23 protein-coding genes and 1 pseudogene are annotated in these 25,522 nt (G+C 59.5%); 10 read left to right on the top strand and 14 right to left on the bottom strand.

Translation table 11 applies throughout. The annotated features are described in order from the left end of the window. Positions 1-131 precede the first annotated feature (131 nt). Positions 132-851 (bottom strand): SDR family oxidoreductase, encoded by a 720-nt coding sequence (locus PMI32_RS21030; protein WP_008026798.1) that lies wholly within the window; start codon positions 849-851, stop codon positions 132-134. Between the two features lie 281 nt (positions 852-1,132). On the opposite strand from PMI32_RS21030, the gene PMI32_RS29615 reads away from it, so the two are divergent. Both PMI32_RS29615 and PMI32_RS21035 read left to right on the top strand, forming a co-directional pair. Further along, the gene (locus tag PMI32_RS29615; protein ID WP_081501757.1) at positions 1,133-1,345 is read left to right on the top strand and encodes a type II toxin-antitoxin system HicA family toxin; all 213 of its coding nucleotides are present in this window, start codon (positions 1,133-1,135) and stop codon (positions 1,343-1,345) included. After that, positions 1,345-1,749 (top strand): type II toxin-antitoxin system HicB family antitoxin, encoded by a 405-nt coding sequence (locus tag PMI32_RS21035; protein WP_008026796.1) that lies wholly within the window; start codon positions 1,345-1,347, stop codon positions 1,747-1,749. The genes PMI32_RS29615 and PMI32_RS21035 overlap by 1 nt, the downstream gene beginning before the upstream one ends. A gap of 112 nt (positions 1,750-1,861) precedes the next feature. On the opposite strand, the gene PMI32_RS21040 is transcribed toward PMI32_RS21035, so the two are convergent. Then, the gene (locus PMI32_RS21040; RefSeq protein ID WP_008026793.1) at positions 1,862-3,067 is read right to left on the bottom strand and encodes an MFS transporter; all 1,206 of its coding nucleotides are present in this window, start codon (positions 3,065-3,067) and stop codon (positions 1,862-1,864) included. A 214-nt stretch (positions 3,068-3,281) separates the two neighbouring features. Between PMI32_RS21040 and PMI32_RS21045 the strand changes: the two genes are divergently transcribed. Next, positions 3,282-3,899, top strand: coding sequence for a hypothetical protein (locus tag PMI32_RS21045; protein ID WP_008026792.1), 618 nt, complete (start codon positions 3,282-3,284; stop codon positions 3,897-3,899). A gap of 177 nt (positions 3,900-4,076) precedes the next feature. Here PMI32_RS21045 and PMI32_RS21050 read toward each other — a convergent pair whose 3' ends face one another. The 8 genes from PMI32_RS21050 to gcl all read right to left on the bottom strand — a co-directional run bounded on the left by PMI32_RS21050 (position 4,077) and on the right by gcl (position 13,639). After that, positions 4,077-5,072, bottom strand: coding sequence for a sulfate ABC transporter substrate-binding protein (locus PMI32_RS21050; protein ID WP_008026789.1), 996 nt, complete (start codon positions 5,070-5,072; stop codon positions 4,077-4,079). Between the two features lie 93 nt (positions 5,073-5,165). Then, positions 5,166-5,990 carry an ion transporter gene (locus PMI32_RS21055; RefSeq protein ID WP_008026787.1) on the bottom strand — a complete coding sequence of 275 codons (825 nt, stop codon included), beginning with the start codon at positions 5,988-5,990 and terminating at the stop codon, positions 5,166-5,168. Between the two features lie 21 nt (positions 5,991-6,011). After that, positions 6,012-6,926, bottom strand: coding sequence for an urea transporter (locus PMI32_RS21060; RefSeq protein ID WP_008026785.1), 915 nt, complete (start codon positions 6,924-6,926; stop codon positions 6,012-6,014). 152 nt (positions 6,927-7,078) lie between these two features. After that, positions 7,079-8,494, bottom strand: a complete 1,416-nt coding sequence (gene pyk, locus PMI32_RS21065) for a pyruvate kinase (RefSeq protein ID WP_008026782.1) — start codon at positions 8,492-8,494, stop codon at positions 7,079-7,081. Further along, positions 8,484-9,764: a glycerate kinase type-2 family protein gene (locus tag PMI32_RS21070; protein WP_008026780.1), complete on the bottom strand. Its 1,281-nt coding sequence runs from the start codon at positions 9,762-9,764 to the stop codon at positions 8,484-8,486. The genes pyk and PMI32_RS21070 overlap by 11 nt, the downstream gene beginning before the upstream one ends. 143 nt (positions 9,765-9,907) lie before the next feature. Beyond that, positions 9,908-10,798 carry a 2-hydroxy-3-oxopropionate reductase gene (locus PMI32_RS21075; RefSeq protein WP_008026778.1) on the bottom strand — a complete coding sequence of 297 codons (891 nt, stop codon included), beginning with the start codon at positions 10,796-10,798 and terminating at the stop codon, positions 9,908-9,910. Between the two features lie 150 nt (positions 10,799-10,948). Beyond that, the gene (gene hyi, locus PMI32_RS21080) at positions 10,949-11,731 is read right to left on the bottom strand and encodes a hydroxypyruvate isomerase (protein ID WP_008026777.1); all 783 of its coding nucleotides are present in this window, start codon (positions 11,729-11,731) and stop codon (positions 10,949-10,951) included. 132 nt (positions 11,732-11,863) lie between these two features. Beyond that, positions 11,864-13,639 (bottom strand): glyoxylate carboligase, encoded by a 1,776-nt coding sequence (gene gcl / locus PMI32_RS21085; protein WP_008026775.1) that lies wholly within the window; start codon positions 13,637-13,639, stop codon positions 11,864-11,866. Positions 13,640-13,906: 267 nt separating this feature from the next. Between gcl and PMI32_RS21090 the strand changes: the two genes are divergently transcribed. Both PMI32_RS21090 and PMI32_RS0128730 read left to right on the top strand, forming a co-directional pair. Beyond that, positions 13,907-14,347 (top strand): GlcG/HbpS family heme-binding protein, encoded by a 441-nt coding sequence (locus tag PMI32_RS21090; protein ID WP_008026773.1) that lies wholly within the window; start codon positions 13,907-13,909, stop codon positions 14,345-14,347. Positions 14,348-14,544: 197 nt separating this feature from the next. Beyond that, positions 14,545-15,003 (top strand): annotated as a pseudogene (locus PMI32_RS0128730) (REP-associated tyrosine transposase). A 111-nt stretch (positions 15,004-15,114) separates the two neighbouring features. On the opposite strand, the gene PMI32_RS21095 reads toward PMI32_RS0128730, so the two are convergent. Beyond that, positions 15,115-15,723: a TetR/AcrR family transcriptional regulator gene (locus PMI32_RS21095; RefSeq protein ID WP_008026771.1), complete on the bottom strand. Its 609-nt coding sequence runs from the start codon at positions 15,721-15,723 to the stop codon at positions 15,115-15,117. 134 nt (positions 15,724-15,857) lie between these two features. Between PMI32_RS21095 and PMI32_RS21100 the strand changes: the two genes are divergently transcribed. Next, complete coding sequence (locus tag PMI32_RS21100) at positions 15,858-16,772, top strand: DUF808 domain-containing protein (protein ID WP_008026769.1); 915 nt, start codon at positions 15,858-15,860, stop codon at positions 16,770-16,772. A 184-nt stretch (positions 16,773-16,956) separates the two neighbouring features. Here PMI32_RS21100 and PMI32_RS21105 read toward each other — a convergent pair whose 3' ends face one another. Beyond that, positions 16,957-17,745, bottom strand: coding sequence for an MlaA family lipoprotein (locus PMI32_RS21105; protein WP_008026766.1), 789 nt, complete (start codon positions 17,743-17,745; stop codon positions 16,957-16,959). After that, positions 17,738-19,036 (bottom strand): lipid asymmetry maintenance lipase MlaY, encoded by a 1,299-nt coding sequence (gene mlaY, locus PMI32_RS21110; RefSeq protein ID WP_008026764.1) that lies wholly within the window; start codon positions 19,034-19,036, stop codon positions 17,738-17,740. Before mlaY ends, PMI32_RS21105 begins: the two co-directional genes overlap by 8 nt. A 225-nt stretch (positions 19,037-19,261) precedes the next feature. Here mlaY and PMI32_RS21115 point away from each other — a divergent pair, with 225 nt between their 5' ends. Continuing rightward, on the top strand, positions 19,262-19,630 hold the full coding sequence (locus tag PMI32_RS21115; protein ID WP_008026762.1) for a hypothetical protein: 369 nt from the start codon (positions 19,262-19,264) through the stop codon (positions 19,628-19,630). Between the two features lie 98 nt (positions 19,631-19,728). On the opposite strand, the gene PMI32_RS21120 is transcribed toward PMI32_RS21115, so the two are convergent. Beyond that, on the bottom strand, positions 19,729-21,324 hold the full coding sequence (locus PMI32_RS21120) for a glycoside hydrolase family 17 protein (RefSeq protein WP_008026761.1): 1,596 nt from the start codon (positions 21,322-21,324) through the stop codon (positions 19,729-19,731). Between the two features lie 301 nt (positions 21,325-21,625). Here PMI32_RS21120 and PMI32_RS21125 point away from each other — a divergent pair, with 301 nt between their 5' ends. The 3 genes from PMI32_RS21125 to PMI32_RS21135 all read left to right on the top strand — a co-directional run bounded on the left by PMI32_RS21125 (position 21,626) and on the right by PMI32_RS21135 (position 24,692). After that, complete coding sequence (locus tag PMI32_RS21125) at positions 21,626-22,477, top strand: glycine betaine ABC transporter substrate-binding protein (RefSeq protein WP_008026760.1); 852 nt, start codon at positions 21,626-21,628, stop codon at positions 22,475-22,477. Positions 22,478-22,725: 248 nt separating this feature from the next. Continuing rightward, the gene (locus tag PMI32_RS21130; protein WP_008026759.1) at positions 22,726-23,037 is read left to right on the top strand and encodes a DUF485 domain-containing protein; all 312 of its coding nucleotides are present in this window, start codon (positions 22,726-22,728) and stop codon (positions 23,035-23,037) included. Beyond that, positions 23,034-24,692: a cation acetate symporter gene (locus PMI32_RS21135; RefSeq protein ID WP_008026758.1), complete on the top strand. Its 1,659-nt coding sequence runs from the start codon at positions 23,034-23,036 to the stop codon at positions 24,690-24,692. Before PMI32_RS21130 ends, PMI32_RS21135 begins: the two co-directional genes overlap by 4 nt. The last annotated feature ends 830 nt before the right edge of the window (positions 24,693-25,522 follow it).

Below are 25,522 nucleotides of genomic sequence, written 5' to 3'. Positions count from 1 at the left end.
AAGATCATAATTGTAGGAGTGAGCCTGCTCGCGATAGCGGTGTATCAGTCACCATCAATGTGAATGACCCACCGCTATCGTCGGAACGCCGCCCGGAGCCGGCTCACTCCTACAAGGGATGGTGTTGTGGGTCAGAACGCCGCTTTGCCTATTGAAGAACCACCGTCTACAAACAGCGTCTGGCCGGTGATGAAACCACTCTGTTCGGACAGCAAAAATGCAATCGCCGCGGCAATTTCTTGCGGCTGTCCCAGACGCCCCATCGGCACACCGGCCAGATAACGCGCCTCGCCCTCGCTTCCCGGCGGGTTGTTGGCGCGAAACAGTTCCGTTTCCGTCGGTCCCGGTGCCACGGCGTTCACCGTCACGCCGGTTTGCGCCAGTTCCAGCGCCCAGGAGCGCGTGAAGCTGATCAACGCTGCTTTTGCCGCTGCGTACGCCGTGCGCTGGGTAATCCCGAGCACCGTCAGGCTGGAAATGTTCACCACCCGACCCCAACCCTTGGCGCGCATGTTCGGCAGCAGCGCCTGGGTGGCCTGCAACGCTGAATGCAGGTTGACCCGCATTACGTCATCGAACGTATCGAGGTCGATTTCTCCCAACACTTGCGGGCGTACCAGGCCGACGTTGTTGACCAGCCCATCGAACTCGTAAGTCCCGGCAAGGTCCGCCAGCACTTCCTGGGTGAGTGCCCTGTCGCTCAAATCCAGCGGAAACAGGATGCCGGGAAAACTCAGGTCAGGCGTGCGGGCAATGCCGACCACCCGGTGTCCGGCGCGGTCCAGGTGTTCGGCCACCGCGCGGCCAATGCCTTTGCTGGCGCCGGTGATGAGAAAAGTACGTCGGGTCATTGCACACTCCTTGAACAAAACATGCCGCAGGTCAGGCGGCATTTGAACCGGTCAACCGCGAACCGCATCCCGCATCGCTTCAGGCTCCGGACGCTGAGTGTAAACCGGGATTACCTCGGGGTGACTGCTGACGCAGAGCGAAAGAATTCATTCTCGGGAAGGTAACGCAGGGCCGCAATCACAAATCGTAAAACAACCGAACGTCGTGATCGGGGTTTTTGTGCTTGAGTAAAGATAACTCTAGAGTTATTTTTGTCTGGGCCGGAGCAAGGAGGCTGTTGGTGCAAAGCAGGTTATTGATCAAGGAACTGCAGGAGGCGGGCTGGACACTGGACCGGATTACCGGCAGCCATCATCTCTTCACCCACCGATACAACCCGTACACGATTCCCGTCCCTCACCCGAAAAAGGATTTACCGACCGGGACGGTTAAAAGCATCAGGAGGCGAGCCGGGCTGTACTGCCCGCCAGCCAGTCACGCAGGAGATCCATAATGCAATATCCAATCTGTATCGAGTGGGGCGACGAGAACACCGCCATCGGTATTCAGATCCCCGATATTCCGGGCGCCGTAACAGCCGGGGATACGTTTGAAGACGCCTATAACGCCGCCATCGAGATTGCCCACATCATGCTTCAGGAACTGGCGGCTGACGGGGAGTCGATTCCCATGCCGACTTCGGCTGCCACCCATCGTGGCAACCCGGACTTCGCCGACATGGGATGGGGAATGCTGGAGCTGGACATCTCGCCGTATATGGGCAAGACCGAGAAGGTCAATGTGACGTTGCCCGGCTATGTGATTCAGCGTATTGACCGGTATGTGCGCGAGCACAATGTCAAAAGCCGCTCTTCCTTTTTGGCAGATGCGGCGATGGAGAAGCTGGTTCGGCATTGAGTAGTGCCAGTTACATCGCCTTCGCGGGCAAGCCTCGCTCCTACAAGAGCACCGATGATCTGTAGGAGCGAGCGATGCGGCGATCCGACTTGCCCGCGAAGCTTTTGGCGTCTTAAGCGGTAGCGAGCGAACGCTTCTCTGAAACACTCAAAAACCGCAACAACGCCAACAGTGGAAACGCGCTACCCACAATCACGATCCACAACCAGCCGCCATGCTCGTACACCGCACTGGCTACCGAGGAGCCAAACGCGCCGCCGATGAAGATGCTGGTCATGTACAACGCGTTCAGGCGACTGCGGCTTTTGGCGTCGAGGGCGTAGACCGCCCGTTGGCCGAGGACCATGTTCATCTGTACGCAGAAGTCGAGCACCACGCCGGTGACGGCGAGGCCGATGACGCTGTAGGCCGGATGGATGAATGCTGGCAGGAAGCTCAGGCTGGCGAACAGCAGCGCCAGCAGCGAAGCGATGCGGGTGTGGCCAGCATCGGCGAGTCGACCGGCGATGGGCGCGGCGATGGCACCGATGGCGCCGACCAGGGCGAAAATCGCGATCTGGGTTTGCGACAAGCCATGATTACGCGCCAATTCCAGCGGCACGGCGGTCCAGAACAGGCTGAACGTGGCGAACATGCAGCCCTGATAAAACGCGCGCTGGCGCAATACCGGTTGCTGGCGCAGCAGCGTCCACAGCGAACCGAGTAACTGACCGTAGGAAGCGCTGTGATCAGGCTGGCGCTTGGGAATGGTCACGGCCAGCACGATGCTGATGGCCGCCATCAACACTGCCGCAATCACAAACATCGCCCGCCAGCCGAAGTGGTCAGCCACGACGCTGGACACCGGTCGCGCCAACAGGATCCCCAGCAGCAAACCGCCCATGATCCCGCCGACCACTCGACCGCGAGACTCCTCCGGCGCCAGGTGCGCGGCCAGTGGAATCAGGATCTGTACCGACACCGAGCTGAAACCCACCAGCAACGAGATCAGCAGAAACACATTCGGCTGATCGGTGAACGCGGCGCCCAACAGACTGGCAATCGCCACCACAGTGGTGATGATCATCAGTCGGCGGTTTTCCAGCAGGTCACCCAGCGGCACCAGGAAGAACAGGCCCAGCGCGTAGCCAATCTGGGTCAGCGAAACGATCAGGCTGGCCATGGTGCTGGTCAGGCCGATGTCGGGCGCGATCAGGCCGATGATCGGTTGCGCGTAGTAAATGTTGGCAACGATGGCGCCGCAGCAGAAGGCAAACAGCAGCACCATGCCTTTGGTCATTGTCGCGGCACCGTGGGGCGCCTGAGTCGCTGAGTTCATAACGTGTCTCGCTGAACAGAAAGGAATGCGTGAAGGCTAAGTGGCAGGCCGAGTCGGCGGAAGAGGGATTGGAGTGATAGCAATCATTCCTTTGCGGAATGAGTGGCGCTGGAACCTGCGCCTGAATTTCAAGATCCGATGATACATTCACTTACATCTTGTTCGATAGCGTGCTTATGTTCTCTCTTACGACTCATCACCGGAAGGCACTTTCATGAACGCGATGTTCCGTTACCTGATTCGCGGCACTTTGATCGGATTGTTCATGGCAAGCCTCGCCCAGGCTGCGGACGCACCGGGCATGCGCATCGGCGTACGCGGGGAGATCACCGGGGTCAGCCCCGACGTATTGAAAGTCCACGTCAACAGCGGCGAAAACGTGGTCATCAACCTGACCAAGGACACCAAAATCCGCGCCGTCACCCTGGCCAATATTGAAGACATCAAACCCGGCAGCTACATCGGCTCGGCGGCCACTGCGCAGGAAGATGGCTCGCTCAAAGCGCTGGAAGTCCACGTCTTTCCGCCGGAGCTGGCCGGCAGTGGCGATGGGCATCGACCCTTCGATCTGGTCAAGGGCAGCAGCATGACCAACGGCAGCGTCGGTGATCTGGTGGTCAGTAATGGTCGGGTGTTGACCGTCAACTACAAGGGCGGACAGCAGAAGATTCTGGTGCCGGAGGATGTGCCGATCGTGAACCTGGTGCCGGGGGATCGCAGCTTGCTGAAGGTGGGTGTGAAGATCGTGACGTTTGTAACTCAGAGTGCGGATGGAACGCTGACCGCCCAATCCATCTCGGCTGGCAAGGACGGCGTCACACCGCCGATGTAGGACCTAACCCAACCTTTGTAGGAGTGAGCCTGCTCGCGATTGCGGTGTATCAGTCACCATCAATGTGAATGAGCCACCGCAATCGCGAGCAGGCTCGCTCCCACAGGGTACTTCAGCGAACACAAAAACAAAAAAGGCGACCGTCTCAGGTCGCCTTTTTCATTGGGCTATCAGCGTTTACTGAGCGTAAATCTGATCAAAGACCCCACCATCATTGAAGTGCGTCTTCTGCACGGTGCGCCAGTCACCGAAGGTCTTCTCCACCGACAGGAAATCCACTTTCGGGAAGCGGTCGGTGTACTTGGCCAGTACCGCCGGATCACGCGGACGCAGGTAGTTTGCCGCAGCAATTTCCTGGCCTTCCGGCGACCACAGGTACTTCAGGTATTCCTCGGCCGCTGCGCGGGTGCCTTTCTTCTCGACCACTTTGTCGACCACGGCCACTGGCGGCTCGGCTTCAGCGGAGACGCTTGGGTAGATCACTTCGAACTGATCACGGCCAAACTCGCGGGCAATCATTTCCGCTTCGTTTTCGAAGGTCACCAGCACGTCGCCGAGCTGGTTGGTCATGAAGGTAGTGGTAGCCGCACGACCACCGGTATCCAGCACCGGTGCTTGCTTGAACAGCTTGCCGACGAAGGCCTTGGCCTTGTTCTCGTCACCGCCGTTCTTCAGCACATAACCCCAGGCCGAAAGGTAGGTGTAGCGGCCGTTGCCCGAGGTTTTCGGGTTCGGCACGATCACTTGCACACCGTCCTTGAGCAGATCCGGCCAGTCTTTCAGGGCTTTCGGGTTGCCTTTGCGGACGATGAACACCGTGGCCGAGGTGAACGGCGCGCTGTGGTTCGGCAGCAGGGTGACCCAGTTGTCCGGCACCAGTTTGCCGTTGTCCGCCAGGGCGTTGATGTCGGTGGCCATGTTCATGGTGATGACGTCAGCCGGCAGGCCGTCGATCACGGAACGCGCCTGTTTGCTCGAACCGCCGAAAGACATCTGCAGGGTGATGTTTTCGTTGTGCTCGGCTTGCCAGTGTTTCTGGAAGGCAGCGTTGTAGTCCTTGTAGAAATCGCGCATCACGTCGTAGGAAACGTTGAGCAGGGTCGGTGCAGCCTGAGCCATGCTGGTCAATGCCAGGCCTGCGGCCAGAAGTGAGGCGCCAAAGAGTTTTTTCACTGCGCATTCCTTGTTCTAATTTAAATGTGAGGCAATTTGCCAGCGACTATAACCGGGCTCGTATAGTCCTTTAAAGATTAAAAAGCACTTTGCTTATTCCAGTTTTTTGAACAACACATTGCCACACCGCGAGCAAAATGCAGCGCCGTGCTCGTGGCTGTTTTTCTTACACACCGGGCAGTCGTGTTGCAACTGTTCGCCACGCATGGCGTTGGCCAGTTCGGCGGTGAAAATCCCGGTGGGCACGGCGATGATCGAGTAACCGGTGATCATCACCAGCGACGAAATCACCTGGCCCAAGGGCGTCTTCGGCACGATGTCGCCGAAGCCGACGGTGGTCAGCGTCACGATAGCCCAGTAGATGCCTTTTGGAATGCTGGTGAAGCCATGCTCCGGGCCTTCGATCACATACATCAGCGTGCCGAACACCGTGACGAGCGTGCAGACGCTGACCAGAAACACCACGATCTTCTGCTTGCTGCCACGCAGCGCCAACATCAGGTAATTGGCTTGCTTGAGGTACGGACTGAGCTTGAGCACGCGGAAAATCCGCAGCATCCGGATGATCCGGATAATCAGCAGGTACTGCGCATCAGCGTAATACAGCGCGAGGATGCCGGGCACGATCGCCAGCAAATCCACCAGCCCGTAGAAGCTGAAGGCATAACGCAGCGGCTTGGGCGAACAGTACAGGCGCAGGCCATATTCGATGGCGAAAATGACCGTGAAGCCCCACTCGATGTACGCCAGTACGTTGGCGTAGTTCTGATGAATCGCGTCGATGCTGTCGAGCATCACGATGACGATGCTGGCGAGGATGATCAACAGCAGAATGCCGTCGAAGCGCCGCCCGGCTTTGGTGTCGCTCTGGAAAACCATGACGTAAAGGTCTTCACGCCAGTTTTTGCTGCTGTCCATGGATAACGCCTGAATCGAGAATCAGCGCAGCCTAGGGTGATTCTCCTCCAGAGTGCAAGGCGTACCGGCGACGGTGGTTTTGCCGAACATTTGCATAACCGTGCGGATCAGCCAGCAGGCGAGGATAAACGGCGCGGTCAGCGTTGGCAGGCCGATGGCGGCAAACACTGGCGTCAGCAACAGCGCCGCTGCGATGCCGATGAGCGGCAGCCACGGTTGCTGGCGCTGCGAGCTGAGGGCGAGGGCGGCGAGTACGGCGTTATAGCCACCGAGGCCGATCAATGCGCTATAGAAGTCTTGATGCAGCAGGCTCCAGCCCATGCCCGCGACTGACGCCAACATCGCCCAGCAGAATGCGCGGCGATCAGCGATCAGCAAACCTACGGCAATCATCGCACCGGCCAGCGGATGACCGAGGAACATCACCTGGCCGAGGCCTTTCAGGGGGGCGAGGAGCATGTTCAACGCACTGACTTCGATCAAATGAGCTTCGGTCGAGGGGGTGGCGAAGCACAGCAGCAACCAGCCCAATCCCACGAAAGGCGCCGTATAGGCCGGCAGGTATTGGCTGACCCGGATGCGTTTGAGCCACTGCTGAGTGAGCATCGCGCTCAATCCACCCGCAGCAATGATCAGCGGCGGCAACAGCGCGGACCAAGGGAAATACAGGCTCAGCAGCAAACCGAGCAGGACACCGTTGTAACTGAACAGCCCGGCCTGACGATCAGCCTTGGCGTAGTGGCGACGTTGTGCGGTGAGCAAACCGGCGACACCGCCCAGCAGCGCACCGCCGAGCAGGGCCGGTGCGGTGAATAGAATGGCGAGCAGGCACAACAGACCAAACAGCGGATGGCGCTGGAGGAAAATCTGGCTGAAGCCGTTGAGCAGGGCAGTCGCCCAATCGGGGCAGTGGGTGTTGAAGTGGTTGGCAGGCATGATGAAGTCTGTGGGTGTTTCAGTGAAACCGAGTCGCCAGCATCGCCAGCAGGCTGGCTCCCACACTGAATCTGCGTTCAGTCTTGATTTCGTTATCGACACAAAACCAATGTGGGAGCCAGCCTGCTGGCGATGAGGCCGGTATGGGCGCTCTAGATCAACGTCTCGATACGCAAAGAGTTAGTCGACCCAGGCTGCCCAAACGGCACACCCGCCGTGATCAATAACGTGTCGCCGCGCTGCGCCATGCCCTGCGCCTGCGCAATCTCCAGCGCTGTCGAGCACACTTCATCCACCTGGCGCAGACGATCATTGACCACCGAATGCACCCCCCACGCCACCGTCAAGCGGCGGGCCGTCTGCAGGTTCGGCGTCAGGTTCAGAATCGGCACCGTCGGCCGTTCCCGCGCCGCTCGCAGACTCGACGTGCCGGATTCGCTGTAGTTCACCAGCACCGCCACCGGCAACACGTTACTGATGCGACGAATCGCACAGCTGATCGCATCGGAAACGGTCGCCTCGGCTTTCGGCCGGCTGACGTCCAGTTGCGTCTGATAGTCCGGACCGTTTTCCACCTGGCGGATGATCTTGCTCATCATCTGCACAGCTTCTATCGGGTATTCGCCGGACGCGGTTTCTGCCGACAGCATCACCGCATCGGCACCTTCGGCCACGGCGTTGGCCACATCGGTGACTTCAGCGCGGGTCGGGGCCGGGGAGAAGCGCATCGATTCGAGCATCTGCGTTGCCACCACCACCGGTTTGCCGAGTTGGCGGCAGATGCTGATGATGTTCTTCTGAATCTGCGGCACGCTTTCGGCGGGCACTTCGACGCCGAGGTCGCCACGGGCAACCATGATCGCGTCGCTCAATTCGGCGATTTCCCGCAGTTGCGTGACCGCCGACGGCTTCTCGATCTTGGCCATCAAAAACGCTTTGTCGCCGATCAGTTCACGCGCTTCGCGAATATCTTCCGGGCGCTGCACGAACGACAGCGCGACCCAATCCACGCCCAACTCCAGACCGAAACTCAAATCGCGACGATCCTTGGCCGTCAGTGGGCTTAACTCCAGCACCGCTTGCGGCACGTTCACGCCTTTGCGGTCCGAGAGTTCGCCGCCATTGAGCACCGTGGTGTCGATTGCGTCGGCGTATTTGGTGACCACGCGCAGTCGCAGTTTGCCGTCGTCGAGCAGCAAGTCCATGCCCGGCTCCAGCGCGGCGATGATTTCCGGATGCGGCAAGTTGACCCGGCGTTGGTCACCCGGCGTCGGGTCCAGGTCCAGGCGCAGGGCCTGACCGCGATGCAGTTGCACCTTGCCTTCGGCGAACTTGCCGACCCGCAGTTTCGGGCCTTGCAGGTCCATCAGGATCCCGAGCGGATAATTCAGTTGGCGCTCGACTTCACGAATCCATTGATAGCGTTGAGCGTGGTCGGCGTGATCGCCGTGGCTGAAGTTCAGGCGGAAGATGTTGACCCCGGCCTGCACCAACTCGCGGATGTCTTCGATCCCGTCGGTGGCCGGGCCGAGGGTGGCGAGGATTTTGACCTTTTTATCAGGCGTCATTTTTTGTGCTCTCGAGAATCAGGATGGCGCGGAAGTCGTTGACGTTGGTGCGGGTCGGCTCGGTGACGATCAACGCGTCGAGCGCCGCGAAATAGCCGTAGCCATTGTTGTTGTCGAGTTCATCGCTGGCGCTCAAACCGAGGGCGGCCGCGCGGGCGTAGCTGTCCGGGGTCATGATCGCCCCGGCATTGTCTTCCGAGCCGTCGATGCCATCGGTGTCGCCGGCCAGCGCGTAGACGCCGGGCAAGCCTTTGAGGCTGTCGGTCAGGCTCAGGAGGAATTCGGCGTTGCGTCCGCCGCGACCGTTGCCGCGCACGGTGACCGTGGTTTCACCGCCCGAAAGGATCACGCACGGCGCCGCCAATGGCTGGCCATGCAAGACCACTTGCCGCGCGATGCCGGCGTGAACCTTGGCCACTTCGCGGGATTCGCCTTCCAGATCGCCGAGGATCAGCGGACTGAAACCGGCCTGACGGGCTTTCACCGCGGCGGCTTCAAGTGACTGTTGTGGACGGGCGATCAATTGGAAATGACTGCGCGCCAGGCTCGGATCACCGGGTTTGACCGTCTCCGATTCGGGGCTTTGCAGCCAGTTGCGCACCGATGCCGGGACTTCAATGTCGTAGCGCTTGAGGATCGCCAGCGCTTCGGCGGAGGTGCTCGGGTCGGCCACGGTGGGGCCGGAGGCGATGACCGTGGCGAGGTCGCCCGGCACATCGGAAATCGCATAGGTATAAACAGTGGCGGGCCAGCAGGCTTTGCCGAGACGGCCACCCTTGATCGCCGAGAGGTGCTTGCGCACGCAGTTCATCTCGCCGATGGTCGCGCCGGATTTGAGCAGGGCTTTGTTGATCGATTGCTTGTCGGCGAGCGTAATCCCTTGGGCCGGAAGGGCGAGCAACGCAGAACCGCCACCGGAGAGCAGGAAGATGACGCGGTCGTCTTCGCTCAGGTTGCTGACCAGATCCAGCACGCGCTTGGCGACGGCCAGGCCGGCGGCGTCCGGTACCGGGTGAGCGGCTTCGACGACTTCGATTTTTTCGCACGGGGCGCCGTGACCGTAACGCGTCACCACCAGGCCGGACACTTCACCCTGCCAGCAGCGCTCGACCACTTGGGCCATGGCGGCGGCGGCTTTGCCGGCACCGATGACGATCACGCGACCGCTGCGGTCAGTGGGCAAATGAGCTTCGAGGACTTGCTGCGGATGGGCCGCGTCAATGGCTGTGGCAAACAGCTCACGCAGGAATTGTTGCGGATCGACCGACATGGCGGGCTCCCGGATTTTCTTGTTATTTGAAGGGCAACTCGGTCCTGTAGGAGCCGGCTTGCCGGCGATGCATACACCTCGGTGGGTCAGGCAGACCCGGTCGATGCGATCGCCAGCAAGCCGGCTCCTACAGGGATAGCGTGTTACTTATCGCGAATCGAGAAATTCGCCATGTGTTCCAGGCCTTTGATCAGCGCCGAGTGGTCCCAGTTGCTGCCACCGATGGCCGCGCAGGTGCTGAACACTTGCTGGGCGTTGGCGGTGTTCGGCAGGTTGATGTTCAGCTCTTTGGCGCCTTGCAGGGCCAGGTTCAGGTCCTTCTGGTGCAGGCTGATGCGGAAGCCTGGGTCGAAGGTGCCTTTGATCATGCGCTCTCCATGCACTTCGAGGATTTTCGACGAAGCGAAACCGCCCATCAGCGCTTCACGCACCTTGGCTGGATCGGCACCGTTTTTCGAAGCGAACAGCAGGGCTTCGGCTACGGCCTGAATGTTCAGCGCGACGATGATCTGGTTCGCCACTTTCGCGGTTTGACCGTCGCCGTTGCCACCCACCAGGGTGATGTTCTTGCCCATCGCCTGGAACAGCGGCAAGGCGCGTTCGAAGGCATCGGCATCGCCGCCGACCATGATGCTCAGGGTCGCAGCCTTGGCACCGACTTCACCGCCGGACACCGGCGCGTCGAGGTACTGCGCGCCTTTTTCGTTGATCTTGGCTGCGAAGGCCTTGGTGGCGGTGGGCGAGATCGAGCTCATGTCGATGACGACTTTGCCCTTGCCGACACCGGCCGCAATACCGTCGGCGCGGAACAGCACGTCATCGACCTGCGGGGTATCCGGCACCATGACGATGATGAATTCAGCTTCTTGCGCGACTTCTTTCGGGTTCGCCAGGGCGACAGCGCCACCGGCGATCAGGTCGGCAGGCGCGGCATCGTGGTGCGCCGACAGGAACAGGCTGTGACCGGCTTTCTGCAGGTTCAACGCCATTGGGTGGCCCATGATGCCGGTGCCGATAAATCCGATTTTAGCCATGAGAAATTCCTCTTGTTTTTATTGCTGCTTCAAGCAAATAGGGGAGCGCTTTTGTAGGAGCCGGCTTGCTGGCGATGGCATCGACACGGTGTATCAGAAACACCGCGTTGCCTGGATCGCCAGCAAGCCGGCTCCTACAAGGGATCTACGTCAGATCGCGTTATGGGTTTTCAGCCAGCCCAGGCCTGCTTCGGTGGTGGTCAGCGGCTTGTATTCGCAACCGACCCAACCCTGATAACCGATCCGGTCCAGGTGTTCGAACAGGAAGCGGTAATTGATTTCACCGGTGCCCGGTTCGTTGCGTCCCGGGTTGTCCGCCAATTGCACGTGATTGATTTCACCGAGGTGCGATTGCAGGGTGCGGGCCAGGTCGCCTTCCATGATTTGCATGTGATAGATGTCGTATTGCAGGAACAGATTGGCGCTGCCGACCTGTTCGCGAATCGACAGGGCTTGCGCCGTGTTGTTCAGGTAGAACCCTGGGATGTCGCGGGTGTTGATCGCTTCCATCACCAGTTTGATGCCCGCCGCTTGCAGCTTGTCGGCCGCGTACTTGAGATTGGCGACAAAGGTTTTTTCCACGGTGGCATCGTCGACACCTTGTGGACGAATACCGGCCAGGCAGTTGACCTGGGTGTTGCCCAGCACTTGCGCGTAGGCGATCGCCAGATCGACCCCGGCGCGGAACTCTTCAACCCGGTCCGGCAGGCACGCGATACCGCGTTCGCCTTTGGCCCAGTCACCGGCCGGCAGGTTGAACAACACCTGGGTCAGACCGTTGGCGTCGAGCTTGGCCTTGATCTCGGCGGAGCTGAAATCGTAAGGAAACAGGTATTCGACACCACTGAAGCCGGCCTTGGCGGCCGCTTCGAAACGGGCAAGAAAATCCTGTTCGGTGAACAGCATGGACAGGTTGGCTGCGAAACGCGGCATGGTGGTCTCCCGTAAATGTGTGGCCCCCTGTAGGAGCCAGCTTGCTGGCGATGCGGTGTGTCAGTCACATCAATGTCGATTGATACACCGCATCGCCAGCAAGCTGGCTCCTACAAGGGAGGCGGTCAGCTGTTAATCGAGCAGCGAAATCGCGGTCGGCGCATCGTTGCCGACCAGCGCCAGGTCTTCGAATTCGTTGACGGCGTTGATCTCGGTGCCCATGGAAATGTTGGTCACGCGCTCCAGAATAATCTCGACGATCACCGGCACCTTGAACTCTTCGATCAGCTCCTGGGCCCTGCGCAGTGCAGGCTGGATCTGAGCCGGTTCGAACACACGCAGCGCCTTGCAACCGAGGCCTTCGGCAACCGCGACGTGATCGACACCGTAACCGTTGAGTTCCGGAGCGTTCAGGTTATCGAAGGACAGCTGCACGCAGTAGTCCATGTCGAAACCGCGCTGGGCCTGACGAATCAGCCCCAGGTACGAATTGTTTACCACAACATGGATGTACGGCAGCTTGAACTGCGCGCCCACCGCCAATTCTTCGATCATGAACTGGAAGTCATAGTCGCCCGACAGCGCCACAACCTTGCGGTTCGGATCGGCCTTGACCACGCCCAGTGCAGCCGGAATGGTCCAGCCCAGCGGGCCGGCCTGACCACAGTTGATCCAGTGACGCGGCTTGTAGACGTGCAGGAACTGCGCGCCGGCAATCTGCGACAGACCGATGGTGCTGACGTAGCAGGTGTCTTTGCCGAACACCTGGTTCATCTCTTCGTAAACGCGCTGCGGTTTGACCGGCACGTTATCGAAGTGCGTTTTGCGTTGCAGGCTGGCTTTGCGCTGCTGGCAGTCTTGCAGCCAGGCGCTGCGGTTTTTCAGCTTGCCGGCGGCTTGCCATTCGCGAGCGACTTCGATGAACACGGTCAGCGCGGCAGCGGCGTCGGAAACGATGCCTAGGTCCGGGTTGAACACGCGGCCGATTTGCGTCGGCTCGATGTCAACGTGAATGAACTTGCGGCCTTCGGTGTACACGTCGATCGAGCCGGTGTGGCGGTTGGCCCAACGGTTACCGACGCCCAGTACCACGTCGGACTTCAGCAGGGTGGCGTTGCCGTAACGGTGCGAAGTCTGCAAGCCCACCATGCCAACCATCAATGGGTGATCGTCCGGGATCGTGCCCCAGCCCATCAGGGTCGGGATCACCGGAATGCCGGTCAGCTCGGCGAATTCCACCAGCAACTCGCTGGCGTCGGCATTGATGATGCCGCCACCGGCGACCAGCAATGGACGCTCGGCCTGATCGAGCATGGCCAGGGCCTTCTCGATTTGCACGCGGTTAGCGGTTGGCTTGGCCAGTGGCAGCGGTTCGTAGGCGTCGATGTCGAATTCGATTTCGGCCATCTGCACGTCGAACGGCAGGTCGATCAGCACTGGGCCTGGACGGCCGGAGCGCATTTCGTAGAAGGCTTTCTGGAACGCATACGGCACCTGGCCCGGTTCCATGACAGTGGTCGCCCACTTGGTCACTGGCTTGACGATGGTGGTGATATCGACAGCCTGGAAGTCTTCCTTGTGCATGCGGGCGCGGGGTGCTTGCCCGGTGATGCACAGAATCGGGATCGAGTCGGCCGAGGCGCTGTAGAGCCCGGTGACCATGTCAGTACCGGCCGGGCCGGAAGTGCCGATGCACACGCCGATGTTGCCGGCCTTGGTGCGGGTGTAGCCCTCGGCCATGTGCGACGCGCCTTCAACGTGTCGAGCGAGGACGTGATCGATGCCGCCGACCTTTTGCAGGGCGGAGTACAGCGGGTTGATGGCGGCACCGGGGATGCCAAAAGCGGTATCAACCCCTTCGCGGCGCATCACCAGAACGGCGGCTTCGATTGCTCTCATTTTGCTCATGGTTTTGTGCCTCTTACGTTTTGTAATTGTATACAAGTGGCTTTGCGCAGAGTGTATTCACGGCGGACGGCGCAGGTCAATCCATTTTCTCAAGCGACTGTTTCATTCGTCGGAAGCCTGTTCTGCTGTGGCTTTTCGTCGCATGTGGCGCTTTTCGATAATTATTGTATACAAAAAAATAACTCATTGTGTTCTATTTGTTGCATCGGACTGCGATGCAAGCGCGCAGTCCTTCCGCTTTCCCTATAACAAAATGAGGACGGCACCATGAGCGCTTTAACCTTGAAAGTGGCAGTCAACCTGACCAGTCAGGCCATCTCCGCCGCGCGTGCAATCAACGCGGCCCCTTTGACCATCGCCGTGCTGGATGCCGGCGGACACCTGGTTTCCCTGCAACGCGAAGACGGCGCCAGCCTGCTTCGGCCACAAATCGCCATCGGCAAAGCCTGGGGCGCCATTGCGCTGGGCAAAGGCTCACGCCTGCTGGCGCTGGACGCCCAGCAGCGCCCGGCGTTTATCGCGGCGTTGAACAGCCTGGGGCAGGGCAGCGTGGTGCCGGCACCGGGCGGTGTGTTGATTCGGGATCAGGACGGGAATGTGCTGGGAGCTGTGGGCATCAGCGGGGATCTGTCGGATGTTGATGAACAGTGTGCGATCAATGCGATCGAGGCGCTGGGGTTGCGGGCGGATGCGGGGGTGAGTGCTTAGGATCTTTATTGATTGATCTGCCGCTTTCGCGAGCAAGCCCGCTCCCACATCGGATCTGCGTCGTACACAAAACCAATGTGGGAGCGGGCTTGCTCGCGAAAGCAATCTCCCAGACACATCCAGCTAAAAGTCTGCCCCTCAGTCTTCAGTTCACTGACCTAGCCTTCTCATGTATCCACAATGAGAGAGGCAAAGGAATGCCAGAGCTTTCAGCATCACACCGACTGCGCATCGGTCGGTTTGCCGAACAAAACCGTATCTATCTTCTAACCGCCAATACCCTGAGACGCGAGCCTGTTTTCAGGGATTACACCCTGGGAAGATTGGTCGTACACCAATTCAAACAAGCACAGGCGCAAGGGTTTGCTGACTCCTTGGCCTTTGTTGTCATGCCCGATCATTTTCACTGGCTGATCCAATTGCAAAAAGGGTCACTGGGCCAGTTGATGTGTCAGACAAAATCACTGAGTACTCGAACAATCAATGCTGCCACGGGCAGGACGGGCAGCCTTTGGCAGTAGAGCTTTCATGATCATGCTTTGCGCCGTGAGGAGGATTTGGTGAAGCTTGCTCGGTATATTGTCGCCAACCCGTTGCGGGCGGGCCTGGTCGAAAAGCTTGGCAACTATCCGTTGTGGGATGCGATCTGGGTTTGATCGTAGGATCGAGTCGCCTCCTTCGCGAGCAAGCCCGCTCCCACAATGGATCCGAGTCGTACACAAAACCCCTGTGGGAGCGGGCTTGCTCGCGAAGGGGGGCAGCTAGGTCTACCGATCCGGCTCACACCCCTTGAGCACCAACCGGATAATCGTCTGCGCCGCCGCTTCATAATCCTCTTCATCCAGCTTGGCCTTGCCGGTGATGGCGGTGATCTGCCAGTCAAAGTCTGCATAGGTCTGGGTCGCGGCCCAGATGCTGAACATCAGGTGGTTGGGGTCGATGGGGGCGATCTGGCCGCGGTCGATCCAGGTCTGGATGCAGTCGATGTTGTGTTTCGCCTGGCTGTTCAGTTGTTCGACCAGGTCGGCGCTCAGGTGCGGGGCGCCGTGCATGATTTCGCTGGCGAACACCTTGGAGGCAAAGGGCAAATCGCGGGAGATGCGGATTTTCGATCGAATGTAGCCGCTCAGCACTTCACTGGGCACGCCGTCGGCGTTGAACGGCGTCGAGGCCTGCAGAATCGGCTCGATGATGCTTTCCAGAACCTCGCGGTAGAGGTTTTCCTTGGATTTGAAGTAGTAATAGACGTTGGGCTTGGGCAATCCCGCCTTGGCTGCGATGTCACTGGTTTTGGTCGCAGCGAAGCCCTTGTCGGCAAATTCTTCACTGGCGGCACGCAGGATCAGTTCTTTGTTGCGCTCGCGGATAGTGCTCATAAACCAGGTGGTTCCTTGCCTGTTCTGGCGGTTGCGCATGGTAGCACCGGCCTCGCGCGGCGCTCAAGAATGCCCCATGTGGCGCTCGGCCGCGCTATGCTGCGCAGCATTCATTCCAGAAGGACACCTGATTCATGGCAGGAAGCAGTTTACTGTTGCTGATCGACGACATTGCCGCGGTACTCGACGATGTGGCGTTGATGACCAAAATGGCCGCCAAGAAAACCGCCGGCGTGCTCGGCGACGATCTGGCGCTCAATGCCCAGCAGGTCAGCGGCGTACGTGCCGAACGGGAAATCCCGGTCGTTTGGGCAGTGGCGAAGGGCTCGTTTCTCAACAAACTGATTCTGGTGCCGTCGGCGCTGGCGATCAGTGCATTCATTCCGTGGCTGGTCACGCCGTTGCTGATGGTCGGCGGCGCCTACCTGTGCTTCGAAGGTTTCGAAAAACTCGCGCACAAATTCCTGCACAGTAAGACTGAGGACCAGGCCGAGCATGCGGAGCTTGTCGAAGCGGTGGCGAATCCGGCGGTCGATCTGGTGGCGTTCGAAAAGGACAAGATCAAGGGCGCCATCCGTACCGACTTCATTCTTTCGGCGGAAATCATCGCCATCACCCTCGGCACCGTGGCCGATGCGTCGCTGACCCAGCAAGTCATCGTGCTGTCGGGCATTGCCATCGTCATGACCATCGGCGTCTATGGGCTGGTGGCGGGCATCGTCAAGCTCGATGACCTGGGTCTGTGGCTGACCCAGAAGCCCGGCCAGATGGCTAAAAGCATCGGCAACGGCATCCTGCGTGCGGCGCCGTACATGATGAAAAGCCTGTCGGTGATCGGGACGGCGGCAATGTTTTTGGTGGGTGGCGGGATTCTCACTCACGGCGTGCCGGTGGTTCATCACTGGATTGAAGGTGTCAGCGCAGGGGCGGGCGGTGCGGGGTTTATCGTGCCGACGTTGCTGAATGCCGTGGCGGGTATTGTGGCGGGTGCGGTGGTGTTGGCGGGTGTGATGGTTGTCAGCAAGATCTGGCGGGCAGTCAAACGCTGAACCTGTAGGAGCCGGCTTGCTGGCGATGGTCGTTAACGATAACGCGGGGGTACTGGTTAAACGCGGTGCACTTGAGACCATCGCCAGCAAGCCGGCTCCTACACCGTGGGCCCTACAACCCAGTGAAAGCTGCAAAAAAAGGCCATTCGATTCACATCGAATGGCCTTTTTTGTTGCCGATGAATTACTCGGCGATCTGCAACTTGCGCGACTCGGTGTACACGTAACGCACCTTTTCGTATTCGAACGGCGAGTTCAGCTGGCCGTAGCGGAAGCTGGTCTGGTGGCGCTTGTCGATGCTGCGCAGGGCCCACACTTCAGGGTGGTTGGAACTGACTTCGGAGACGTTCAGGAAGTTGATCGCCGACTCGGCGGTGAAGTCCACGGCCAGGCCGCCGGTGTCGCGGATGTTGGACGGGCCGAGGATCGGCAGCACGAAGTAGGCGCCGCCCGGTACGCCGTAGAAACCGAGCGTCTGGCCGAAGTCTTCGCTCTGGCGCGGCAGGCCCATGGCCGTGGCCGGGTCCCACAGGCCGGCGATGCCGATGGTGGTGTTGAGCAACAGGCGTGCGGTGGTTTCCATCGAACGCTGGCCCTTGAACTGCAACAAGCTGTTGAGCAGGTTCGGTACGTCGCCGAGGTTGTTGAAGAAATTGCTGACCCCGGTGCGCAGGAAGCTTGGCGTGATGTAGCGATACCCGTCGACCACCGGCAGGAACACCCATTGGTCGAAGCGGTAGTTGAAGTGATACACCCGGCGGTTCCACTCTTCCAGCGGGTCGTACACGTTCAGGGCGTTGAGGGAGGAGCGTTCGAATTCGCGCTGATCCAGGCCCGGGTTGAACTTGAGTTTGCTCAGTGGCTCCTTGAAGCCGTCACTGTCGACGACCACCGGGGCGTTGGCTTTGCTGTTGTCGGCATTGGCGACGCCTGCACAGAGTAACGCTGCGATAAGCAGGAGGTATTTAGCCACGGAAGAACTCCAGCATGGCGTCGCTGTTGACGCGATAGTTAAGGTTGCCGCAGTGGCCGCCCAGTGGATAAACCGTCAAGCGGTCGCCGAAGGTCTTGCGTAGGAAACCGAGGTCACCCGGGCCGAGGATCACGTCGTCGGCATTGTGCATGACCGCGATTTTCGGGCTGTCGTGCAGGTAATCCTTCAGGGCATACAGGCTGACCTGGTCGATCAGTTGCAGCAGGCTGCCGCCGTCAGTGCGCGCGCGCCACATCGGGATCACTTGTTCGGTGATGTAGCAGTCGAAGTCGCACTGCAGCGCACGCTTGAGGTATGGCGTGAGGCTGGTGCCTTCGGTGATGGGCGTTTTCGGCGGAGTGATCAGGCCGCGACGGTTGATCAGGTCCGAGGTGAAAGCGATGTCGGCCGCCGAGAAGCGGAACGACGTGCCGATCAGCATGGCCATCTGTTCGTTGGTCAGGTGCTGCTTGGACTGCTGGAAGTCGTAGAGCAGGGCGTCGTTGAGGTCGATGTAGCCTTTTTGCTGGAAGTATCGGGTCAGTTTGTCCAACACCAGTTCATAGAACGTGGTGGTGTTGTTGATGCCTTTGACCTCGGTCTGGACGAGTCTGTCCAGGTTGGTGATCGAGGTGTAGAGGTTGACCGGTGGGTTGAGCAGCAAGACTTTCTTGAAATTGAAACTGCGGCGGGTTTCATCCAGATGCGCGACAAATGCCGCATCCAGCGCCCCCAGGCTGTAGCCGGTCAGGTAGTAATCGGTGACGGCCACTTTCGGGTTTTGTGCCCGCACGGCCTGCATCACCCGGTACATGTCTTCGGCGTCATCCTTGGTGATGCCGGGTGTGGCAAAGCGTGAAGCGGCACTCATGAAGTCGAAGCTGGTGGGCGACGACAGCTGCACCACGTGGTAACCCGCCTTGTAGTAGAGCTTTTTCAGGTATTCGTTAAGGCTGCTGTCAAAGCGCGCACCGGTGCCGGCGATCAGGAAGATCAACGGGGCGGCTTTATCCTGGGTGGCGATGCGGTAGGTCAGCTTCTTCACCGGCCAGAAGTTGTCCGGCAGTTCGAACTCACGCTCCGGGCGCAGCGTGACGGTGCGGGTTTCCTGGTCGATGTCATCGTCAAGCGGCAACTCCGGGCGCAGGTCCGGCGGCGTCGTGGCGATGGTCGCCTCGAACGGGTTGGTCAAGGGATAGCCATAACTGGCGGCGTCGATATCGACCGCCAGTGCGGACGCACTCAAGATAAGGCCGCTAAACAGAGCGGCGAAGCGCAAGGAACGGAGCATGACTGGATCCCTTATAGAAAGGTGCCGAATGAAGTTCGCAGGCTATGACCACGGGGGTTGCGCCAAAGTGCCATGTATCGACACCAATCAGGCCAAATTTCAGAGTAATAGTAGCTGGACGATACACTTTGCAGTGATTGAGTGCCCAGTTAACTGTTGTTAAGGCTTGCGTCAGGCTGCCGGGGGATTAAGCTGGCCGCCGTTTTTCGCTGATTGGAGTGCTTCATGTCCCGCCGTTTACCGGTAATTCTGCTGCTTGTTTTGCTGCCTTTATGGCTGGCCGCCAGTTATGGCGCGCGGTATGGCTTCATGGAGGATGCGCAATGGGTCGGCCTCTGCGCGGACGAGGCGAGTCGCTGGGAATGCCTGGTCCGCTCGAACCTGGGCCTGATGATTCATTTCCAGGTGTTGGGTTGGGCGGCAGTGGCCGCCGCCGTGATCGGCTTCGTGTTGCCGGGGCGGGCAGGGTGGTGGTTGGCGGTGTTGGCGCTGGTGTTCGGGTTTCCGGCGTTGGCGTTGTACAACACGACGATGGCGGTGTTTGCGGTGGTGATTGCGGGGTTGCGGTTGGTCCGGGCGTCTCGTAGCGCCTGACAGTCAGCCTTCGCGGGCAAGCCTCGCTCCTACAGGAAATCGCGTATCCCCGTAGGAGCGAGGCTTGCCCGCGAAGAGGCCGCTCGCCGCGCTGAAGATTACGCCTTGCGAACCCGCAAACAGCGCCACAACGCCGCCACCATCAATACACTCACCAGCGCCCAGCCCCAGGCCTGCTGATTCTGCAAACCTTCGCGATACAGCTGCGGCGCAATGCCGGCACCGATGATGAAGGTCAAAAGCGCGATTTCACGACGTGGCACGCTCACCGGCCGGCACAGATAGACCAGCGCAGGCAGGATGAAAGCTACGCTCGGAAAGCTGCGATAACGCGGATCGAACACCAGTTCCAGCATCATCACCGCTGCTGCAAAACCTGCTGTTGCCAGCAACCAGCCGGCCCGGCGCTCCAGCACATTGAAGGCCCGTTGACGCCAGCCGCTACGGTCACTCAGTGTCAGCGCTGCATGCACCAGTACCAACAGGTTCAAAGCCGTCAGCAACGCAACCCACAACCATTCACTGGTAAATCGGGTGGTGACGCGTGCCAGATCGCCCCAGGCGCCAATCGAACAGGCCGCCAAAGCGCCGAGCAGTGGTAGCACCAACGCAGAGCGGGTACTGCGTACACGACCGCCAAGGATCAGCGTGCCAAGGAAAATCATCCCGCCCACCGCCAGCCATTGCGACCAGTACGGTACGTTGGACACCGGGCCGGCCAGCACGCCCTTGTCCTGACGGTCGGCGTCAAACAGGCCCCAGTAACCACCAACGGCCCCTTCGCTGGCGCGTTTCCAGGGTTGGTCGAACGCTTCGATCAGGTTGTAGTGCCAGCCTTCCTGCTCGGCCATGATCACAAAGCTGCGAATGAACTTGGCCTCATTGACCCGGCTCGGCAGTGCGGTTTCGCGCTGGCGGCCTTCGCTTGGCCAGCCGGTTTCGCCAATCATCACGTCTTTGGGGGCGAATTTGTTGCCGAACACCTGACGCACTTCGCGAACATGTTGCAGCGCAGCGTCGATGTTCGACGGATCGTCTTCCCAATACGGCAGCAGGTGGATGGTCAGGAAGTCCACCGCCGGGGCGATTTCCGGGTGTTTGAGCCAGAACTCCCAGACGTCGGCATAAGTGACAGGCTGCTTGACCTGGCTTTTTACCTTGTTGATCAGCCTGGCCAATTGCGCACCGGTGACTTCCTTGCGCAACAGGGCTTCGTTGCCGACGATCACCGACGTGACTACGTCCGGGTTGGCGTTGGCCGAGGCGATCAGCAGGTCGACTTCTTTCTCGGTGTCCACCGGGTTGCTGTTCACCCACGCACCGATCATCAACTTCAGACCATGTTTGCGCGCCAGGTCGGGCAAGGCCTCGAGGCCGGTCATGGAATAGGTGCGAATGCACTCGAAGCGGGTGGCCAGCAGCGCGAGGTCGGCGTCCATGCGCTCGGGGCGCAGCTTGAACGGCTGATCGAACGGCGATTGGTCCTTGTCGAACGGGGTGTAGGAGGCGCATTGCAGTTTGTGCGTCGCGCTGGCCACGTCCGGCAGAATCACCGGTTTGCCGAGTCCGTACCAAAAACCGCCGAGAGCAAAGAGCCCCAGCAGGCAGGCGAAAAGGTAAGCGAAAAAAGGAAAGCGTGATGTCGCGGGCATGGTCAGGCCGTCTGGGAGCAAAGCCGCGCATGTTACCCGCATTTGTCCCGCGCTTGGTGGCTCGCATAATTTTGACATGCAAAGTTCGGGCGGATCGCCCGAGGCCTTTCAGGTGCTCGTGATTAATGGCGTTCTGATGTCGTTTCTCGATGCCTTGAGGTCGCTGACAGCACAGGTTCAGGTTGGCGTCAGGTTGATTATCGAGGCGTCAGTGTTCTCATTAATAAAACGCGCTGATGATCGTACGAGTTTGCGGTGAGGCGTGATGGGCGCGCAGTGCACCATAACAATACGTTGACGCGACTCGGCATCCGTCGAGCGCAGCACTTTCGGGGAAGTAACGATGAAGATGCGACGACTTTTAGGCGCGGGTGCCGCACTGGTACTTGCGATTGGCTCCACGATGGCCAATGCCGAGAGCAAAACCCTGAGCATCGGTTACGTTGACGGCTGGTCCGACAGCGTCGCGACCACCCACGTGGCGGCCGAAGTGATCAAGCAGAAACTGGGTTATGACGTGAAGCTGCAAGCCGTCGCCACCGGGATCATGTGGCAGGGTGTGGCCACAGGCAAACTCGACGCCATGCTGTCCGCCTGGCTGCCGGTGACTCACGGCGAATACTGGACCAAGAACAAGGATCAGGTCGTCGACTACGGCCCGAACTTCAAGGATGCAAAAATCGGCTTGATCGTGCCGGAGTACGTGCAAGCTAAAACCCTCGATGACCTGAAAACCGACGACAGCTTCAAAAAACGTATTGTCGGCATCGACGCCGGTTCAGGTGTGATGCTCAAGACCGAGCAGGCAATCAAGGACTACGACCTGACCGGTTACCAACTCAAGGCCAGTTCCGGCGCCGGCATGATTGCCGAGCTGACCCGTGCCGAGAAGAAAAACGAATCCATTGCCGTCACCGGTTGGGTGCCGCACTGGATGTTCGCCAAGTGGAAACTGCGCTTCCTGGAAGACCCGAAAGGCGTTTATGGCGCAGCTGAAACCGTGAACAGCATCGGCAGCAAAGAACTGGCAACCAAAGCGCCGGAAGTGGCCAAGTTCCTGAAGAACTTCCAGTGGGCGTCGAAAGACGAAATCGGCGAAGTCATGCTGGCGATTCAGGACGGTGCCAAGCCTGAAGCCGCTGCGAAGGATTGGGTCGCCAAGCACCCGGAGCGCGTTGCAGACTGGACCAAATGATTTGAGCTGACGTTTCTGGTCAGCACTTCTCAAGGCCCCTTGGCATAACAGCCAAGGGGCCTTTTGCTTTCTGTAGGAGCCAGCTTGCTGGCGATGGCGTCAGAAAGATCGCCATCGCCAGCAAGCTGGCTCCTACAAATGGCGATTCTGTCATGTCGCTCTAATACTAAGGTCGTCTGGAACCTGCCCCGCAGCCGCATAGAGTGGATACCGTTCCAACAATAATCTGTGCTGCGAGGATAAAAACAATGAACGACAGCATTTACCTCTCGATTCAAAACAGCCCGCGCTTCAAGGAGCTGGTTAGTAAGCGAGAAAGGTTCGCCTGGATTCTTTCGGCGATCATGCTTGGTCTCTACTCCGGATTCATCCTGTTGATCGCTTACGGGCCGCATATTCTGGGCGCGAAAATCAGCCCTGAGTCATCGATTACCTGGGGCATACCGATCGGTGTCGGGCTGATTGTCTCGGCCTTCATCCTGACCGGGATCTACGTTCGACGCGCCAATGGCGAATTCGACGACCTGAACAATGCGATTCTCAAGGAGGCTCAGCAATGATCCGGCGTCTAATGGCTCTATTGAGCATCGCAGCTTTCGCACCTGGCGCCTGGGCGGCTGACGCCCTGACCGGCGCCGTACAGAAACAACCCCTGAACATGGCCGCGATCCTGATGTTCGTGGCGTTCGTCGGCGCAACGTTGTACATCACTTACTGGGCCTCCAAGAAAAACAACTCGGCGGCCGACTACTATGCGGCGGGCGGCAAGATCACCGGTTTCCAGAACGGTCTGGCGATTGCCGGCGACTACATGTCCGCGGCGTCCTTCCTGGGTATTTCCGCGCTGGTGTTCACCTCCGGCTACGACGGCCTGATCTACTCGATCGGCTTCCTGGTGGGCTGGCCGATCATTCTGTTCCTGATCGCCGAGCGTCTGCGTAACCTGGGTAAATACACCTTTGCCGACGTGGCGTCCTACCGCCTCGGGCAAACCCAGATCCGTTCGCTGTCCGCTTGCGGTTCGCTGGTGGTGGTGGCGTTCTACCTGATCGCGCAAATGGTTGGTGCCGGCAAGCTGATCCAGCTGCTGTTCGGTCTCGACTATCACGTTGCGGTGATCCTGGTCGGTATCCTGATGTGCATGTACGTGCTGTTCGGCGGCATGCTGGCGACCACTTGGGTGCAAATCATCAAGGCTGTGCTGTTGCTGTCCGGTGCCTCGTTCATGGCGCTGATGGTGATGAAGCACGTCAACTTCGACTTCAGCGCACTGTTCTCCGAGGCGATCAAGGTTCACCCTAAAGGTGAGGCGATCATGAGCCCGGGCGGTCTGGTGAAAGACCCGATCTCCGCGTTCTCCCTGGGTCTGGCCCTGATGTTCGGTACTGCTGGCCTGCCACACATCCTGATGCGCTTCTTCACCGTGAGTGACGCAAAAGAAGCCCGTAAGAGCGTGCTGTATGCAACCGGCTTCATTGGTTACTTCTACATCCTGACCTTCATCATCGGTTTCGGCGCGATCCTGCTGGTCAGCACCAACCCGGCCTTCAAAGATGCGGCTGGCGCGCTGTTGGGCGGCAACAACATGGCGGCGGTGCACCTGGCCAACGCGGTCGGTGGCAGTATCTTCCTGGGCTTCATCTCGGCGGTAGCGTTCGCGACCATTCTGGCAGTGGTTGCCGGTCTGACCCTGGCCGGTGCTTCGGCGGTGTCTCACGACCTGTATGCCAGCGTGATCAAGAAAGGCAAGGCCAACGAGAAGGACGAGATTCGCGTCTCGAAAATCACCACCATCGCCCTGGCGGTGCTAGCGATCGGTCTGGGTATTCTGTTCGAGAAGCAGAACATTGCGTTCATGGTGGGCCTGGCGTTCTCCATCGCGGCGAGCTGTAACTTCCCGGTGCTGCTGCTTTCGATGTACTGGAAGAAGCTGACGACTCGCGGTGCGATGATCGGCGGCTGGCTGGGTCTGGTCAGTGCTGTTGGTTTGATGGTGCTGGGGCCAACCATCTGGGTGCAGATCCTGGGTCACGAGAAGGCGGTCTTCCCGTATGAATACCCGGCGCTGTTCTCCATGGCCATTGCGTTTGTGGGGATCTGGTTCTTCTCGATTACTGACAAGTCGACTGCTGCGGATAATGAGCGGGCGCTGTTCTTCCCGCAGTTTGTTCGTTCGCAGACTGGGCTGGGGGCGAGTGGGGCGGTTTCGCACTAAGGCTTTGAGTTTGTCTGTGTAATTTGTGTTGAACAGAAATGCCCTGGTCGAGAGATTGGGGCATTTTTTATTGGGCGGTTATCGGTCGGCCTGATTTTTGTTGGTCGAGTACATATCCATTGCTGCGGTAACGGCTGCTGGCGGTTTCGCCCTTACGGCGACTCACTTTTTTTCAAACGCCAAAAAAAGTAAGCAAAAAAGGCTCGCCCCGAGCGTCCGGCCCCTCGCTAAGGCTCGGCGTTCCTTCGTTCCGGCATTCATCCGGGGGCATCGCCCTCCGGTTGGCTTCGCTGGCACCTACATGCGATGAGTTCGACTGCGTCGAACGGCGCTGCGCGCCATTCCCCGGATGAACGCCTCCACTCAGCCTCCCGAAGGGGCGGGTGAGTCAAGATCAAAAGCCAAAGCAACAGCAAAATCAACGACCGGAGTGAGTTTCCTCTGTAGGAGCGAGCTTGCTCGCGAAAAACGCCCACACACCGCGCTCATCCAGACAACCCGCGCCATCGTTGACGTCCATCGCTGGCAAGCCAGCTCCTACAATTTTGACCGTGTGAACCCAATCCCCTGTAGGAGCCGGCTTGCTGGCGATAGCGTCCGTTCAGCCAATAAATATGTTGGATGACACACCGCCATCGTCGGAACGCCGCCCGCAGCAAGCCGGCTCCTACACGGGATTGGTGTACGTATCCTGAATGAGTGAGCGCAGCTGAGAAGGGCAGCGCGGTCGACCAAAGAGCCAGGTCGGCTTTCAGGCCGCCTCGGCGGCTGTGGCGGTGGTCGCCCCCTCGAGAGGCCGAGTGGAGGTTCTGCGCAGTGGGCAACCCGGC

It is taken from the genome of Pseudomonas sp. GM60 (assembly GCF_000282415.1).
GTDB lineage: Bacteria > Pseudomonadota > Gammaproteobacteria > Pseudomonadales > Pseudomonadaceae > Aquipseudomonas > Aquipseudomonas migulae.
The sequence above is the reverse complement of the archived record's forward strand: the minus strand, read 5'-3'. Positions and strand labels throughout refer to the sequence as shown.

Coding starts and splice junctions, on each gene's coding strand:
- PMI32_RS21030 (WP_008026798.1), bottom strand. CDS start 851: ATGACCCGACGTACTTTTCTCATCACCGGCGCCAGCAAAGGCATTGGC.
- PMI32_RS21035 (WP_008026796.1), top strand. CDS start 1,345: ATGCAATATCCAATCTGTATCGAGTGGGGCGACGAGAACACCGCCATC.
- PMI32_RS21040 (WP_008026793.1), bottom strand. CDS start 3,067: ATGAACTCAGCGACTCAGGCGCCCCACGGTGCCGCGACAATGACCAAA.
- PMI32_RS21045 (WP_008026792.1), top strand. CDS start 3,282: ATGAACGCGATGTTCCGTTACCTGATTCGCGGCACTTTGATCGGATTG.
- PMI32_RS21055 (WP_008026787.1), bottom strand. CDS start 5,990: ATGGACAGCAGCAAAAACTGGCGTGAAGACCTTTACGTCATGGTTTTC.
- PMI32_RS21060 (WP_008026785.1), bottom strand. CDS start 6,926: ATGCCTGCCAACCACTTCAACACCCACTGCCCCGATTGGGCGACTGCC.
- pyk (WP_008026782.1), bottom strand. CDS start 8,494: ATGACGCCTGATAAAAAGGTCAAAATCCTCGCCACCCTCGGCCCGGCC.
- PMI32_RS21070 (WP_008026780.1), bottom strand. CDS start 9,764: ATGTCGGTCGATCCGCAACAATTCCTGCGTGAGCTGTTTGCCACAGCC.
- PMI32_RS21075 (WP_008026778.1), bottom strand. CDS start 10,798: ATGGCTAAAATCGGATTTATCGGCACCGGCATCATGGGCCACCCAATG.
- hyi (WP_008026777.1), bottom strand. CDS start 11,731: ATGCCGCGTTTCGCAGCCAACCTGTCCATGCTGTTCACCGAACAGGAT.
- gcl (WP_008026775.1), bottom strand. CDS start 13,639: ATGAGCAAAATGAGAGCAATCGAAGCCGCCGTTCTGGTGATGCGCCGC.
- PMI32_RS21090 (WP_008026773.1), top strand. CDS start 13,907: ATGAGCGCTTTAACCTTGAAAGTGGCAGTCAACCTGACCAGTCAGGCC.
- PMI32_RS21095 (WP_008026771.1), bottom strand. CDS start 15,723: ATGAGCACTATCCGCGAGCGCAACAAAGAACTGATCCTGCGTGCCGCC.
- PMI32_RS21100 (WP_008026769.1), top strand. CDS start 15,858: ATGGCAGGAAGCAGTTTACTGTTGCTGATCGACGACATTGCCGCGGTA.
- mlaY (WP_008026764.1), bottom strand. CDS start 19,036: ATGCTCCGTTCCTTGCGCTTCGCCGCTCTGTTTAGCGGCCTTATCTTG.
- PMI32_RS21115 (WP_008026762.1), top strand. CDS start 19,262: ATGTCCCGCCGTTTACCGGTAATTCTGCTGCTTGTTTTGCTGCCTTTA.
- PMI32_RS21120 (WP_008026761.1), bottom strand. CDS start 21,324: ATGCGGGTAACATGCGCGGCTTTGCTCCCAGACGGCCTGACCATGCCC.
- PMI32_RS21125 (WP_008026760.1), top strand. CDS start 21,626: ATGAAGATGCGACGACTTTTAGGCGCGGGTGCCGCACTGGTACTTGCG.
- PMI32_RS21130 (WP_008026759.1), top strand. CDS start 22,726: ATGAACGACAGCATTTACCTCTCGATTCAAAACAGCCCGCGCTTCAAG.
- PMI32_RS21135 (WP_008026758.1), top strand. CDS start 23,034: ATGATCCGGCGTCTAATGGCTCTATTGAGCATCGCAGCTTTCGCACCT.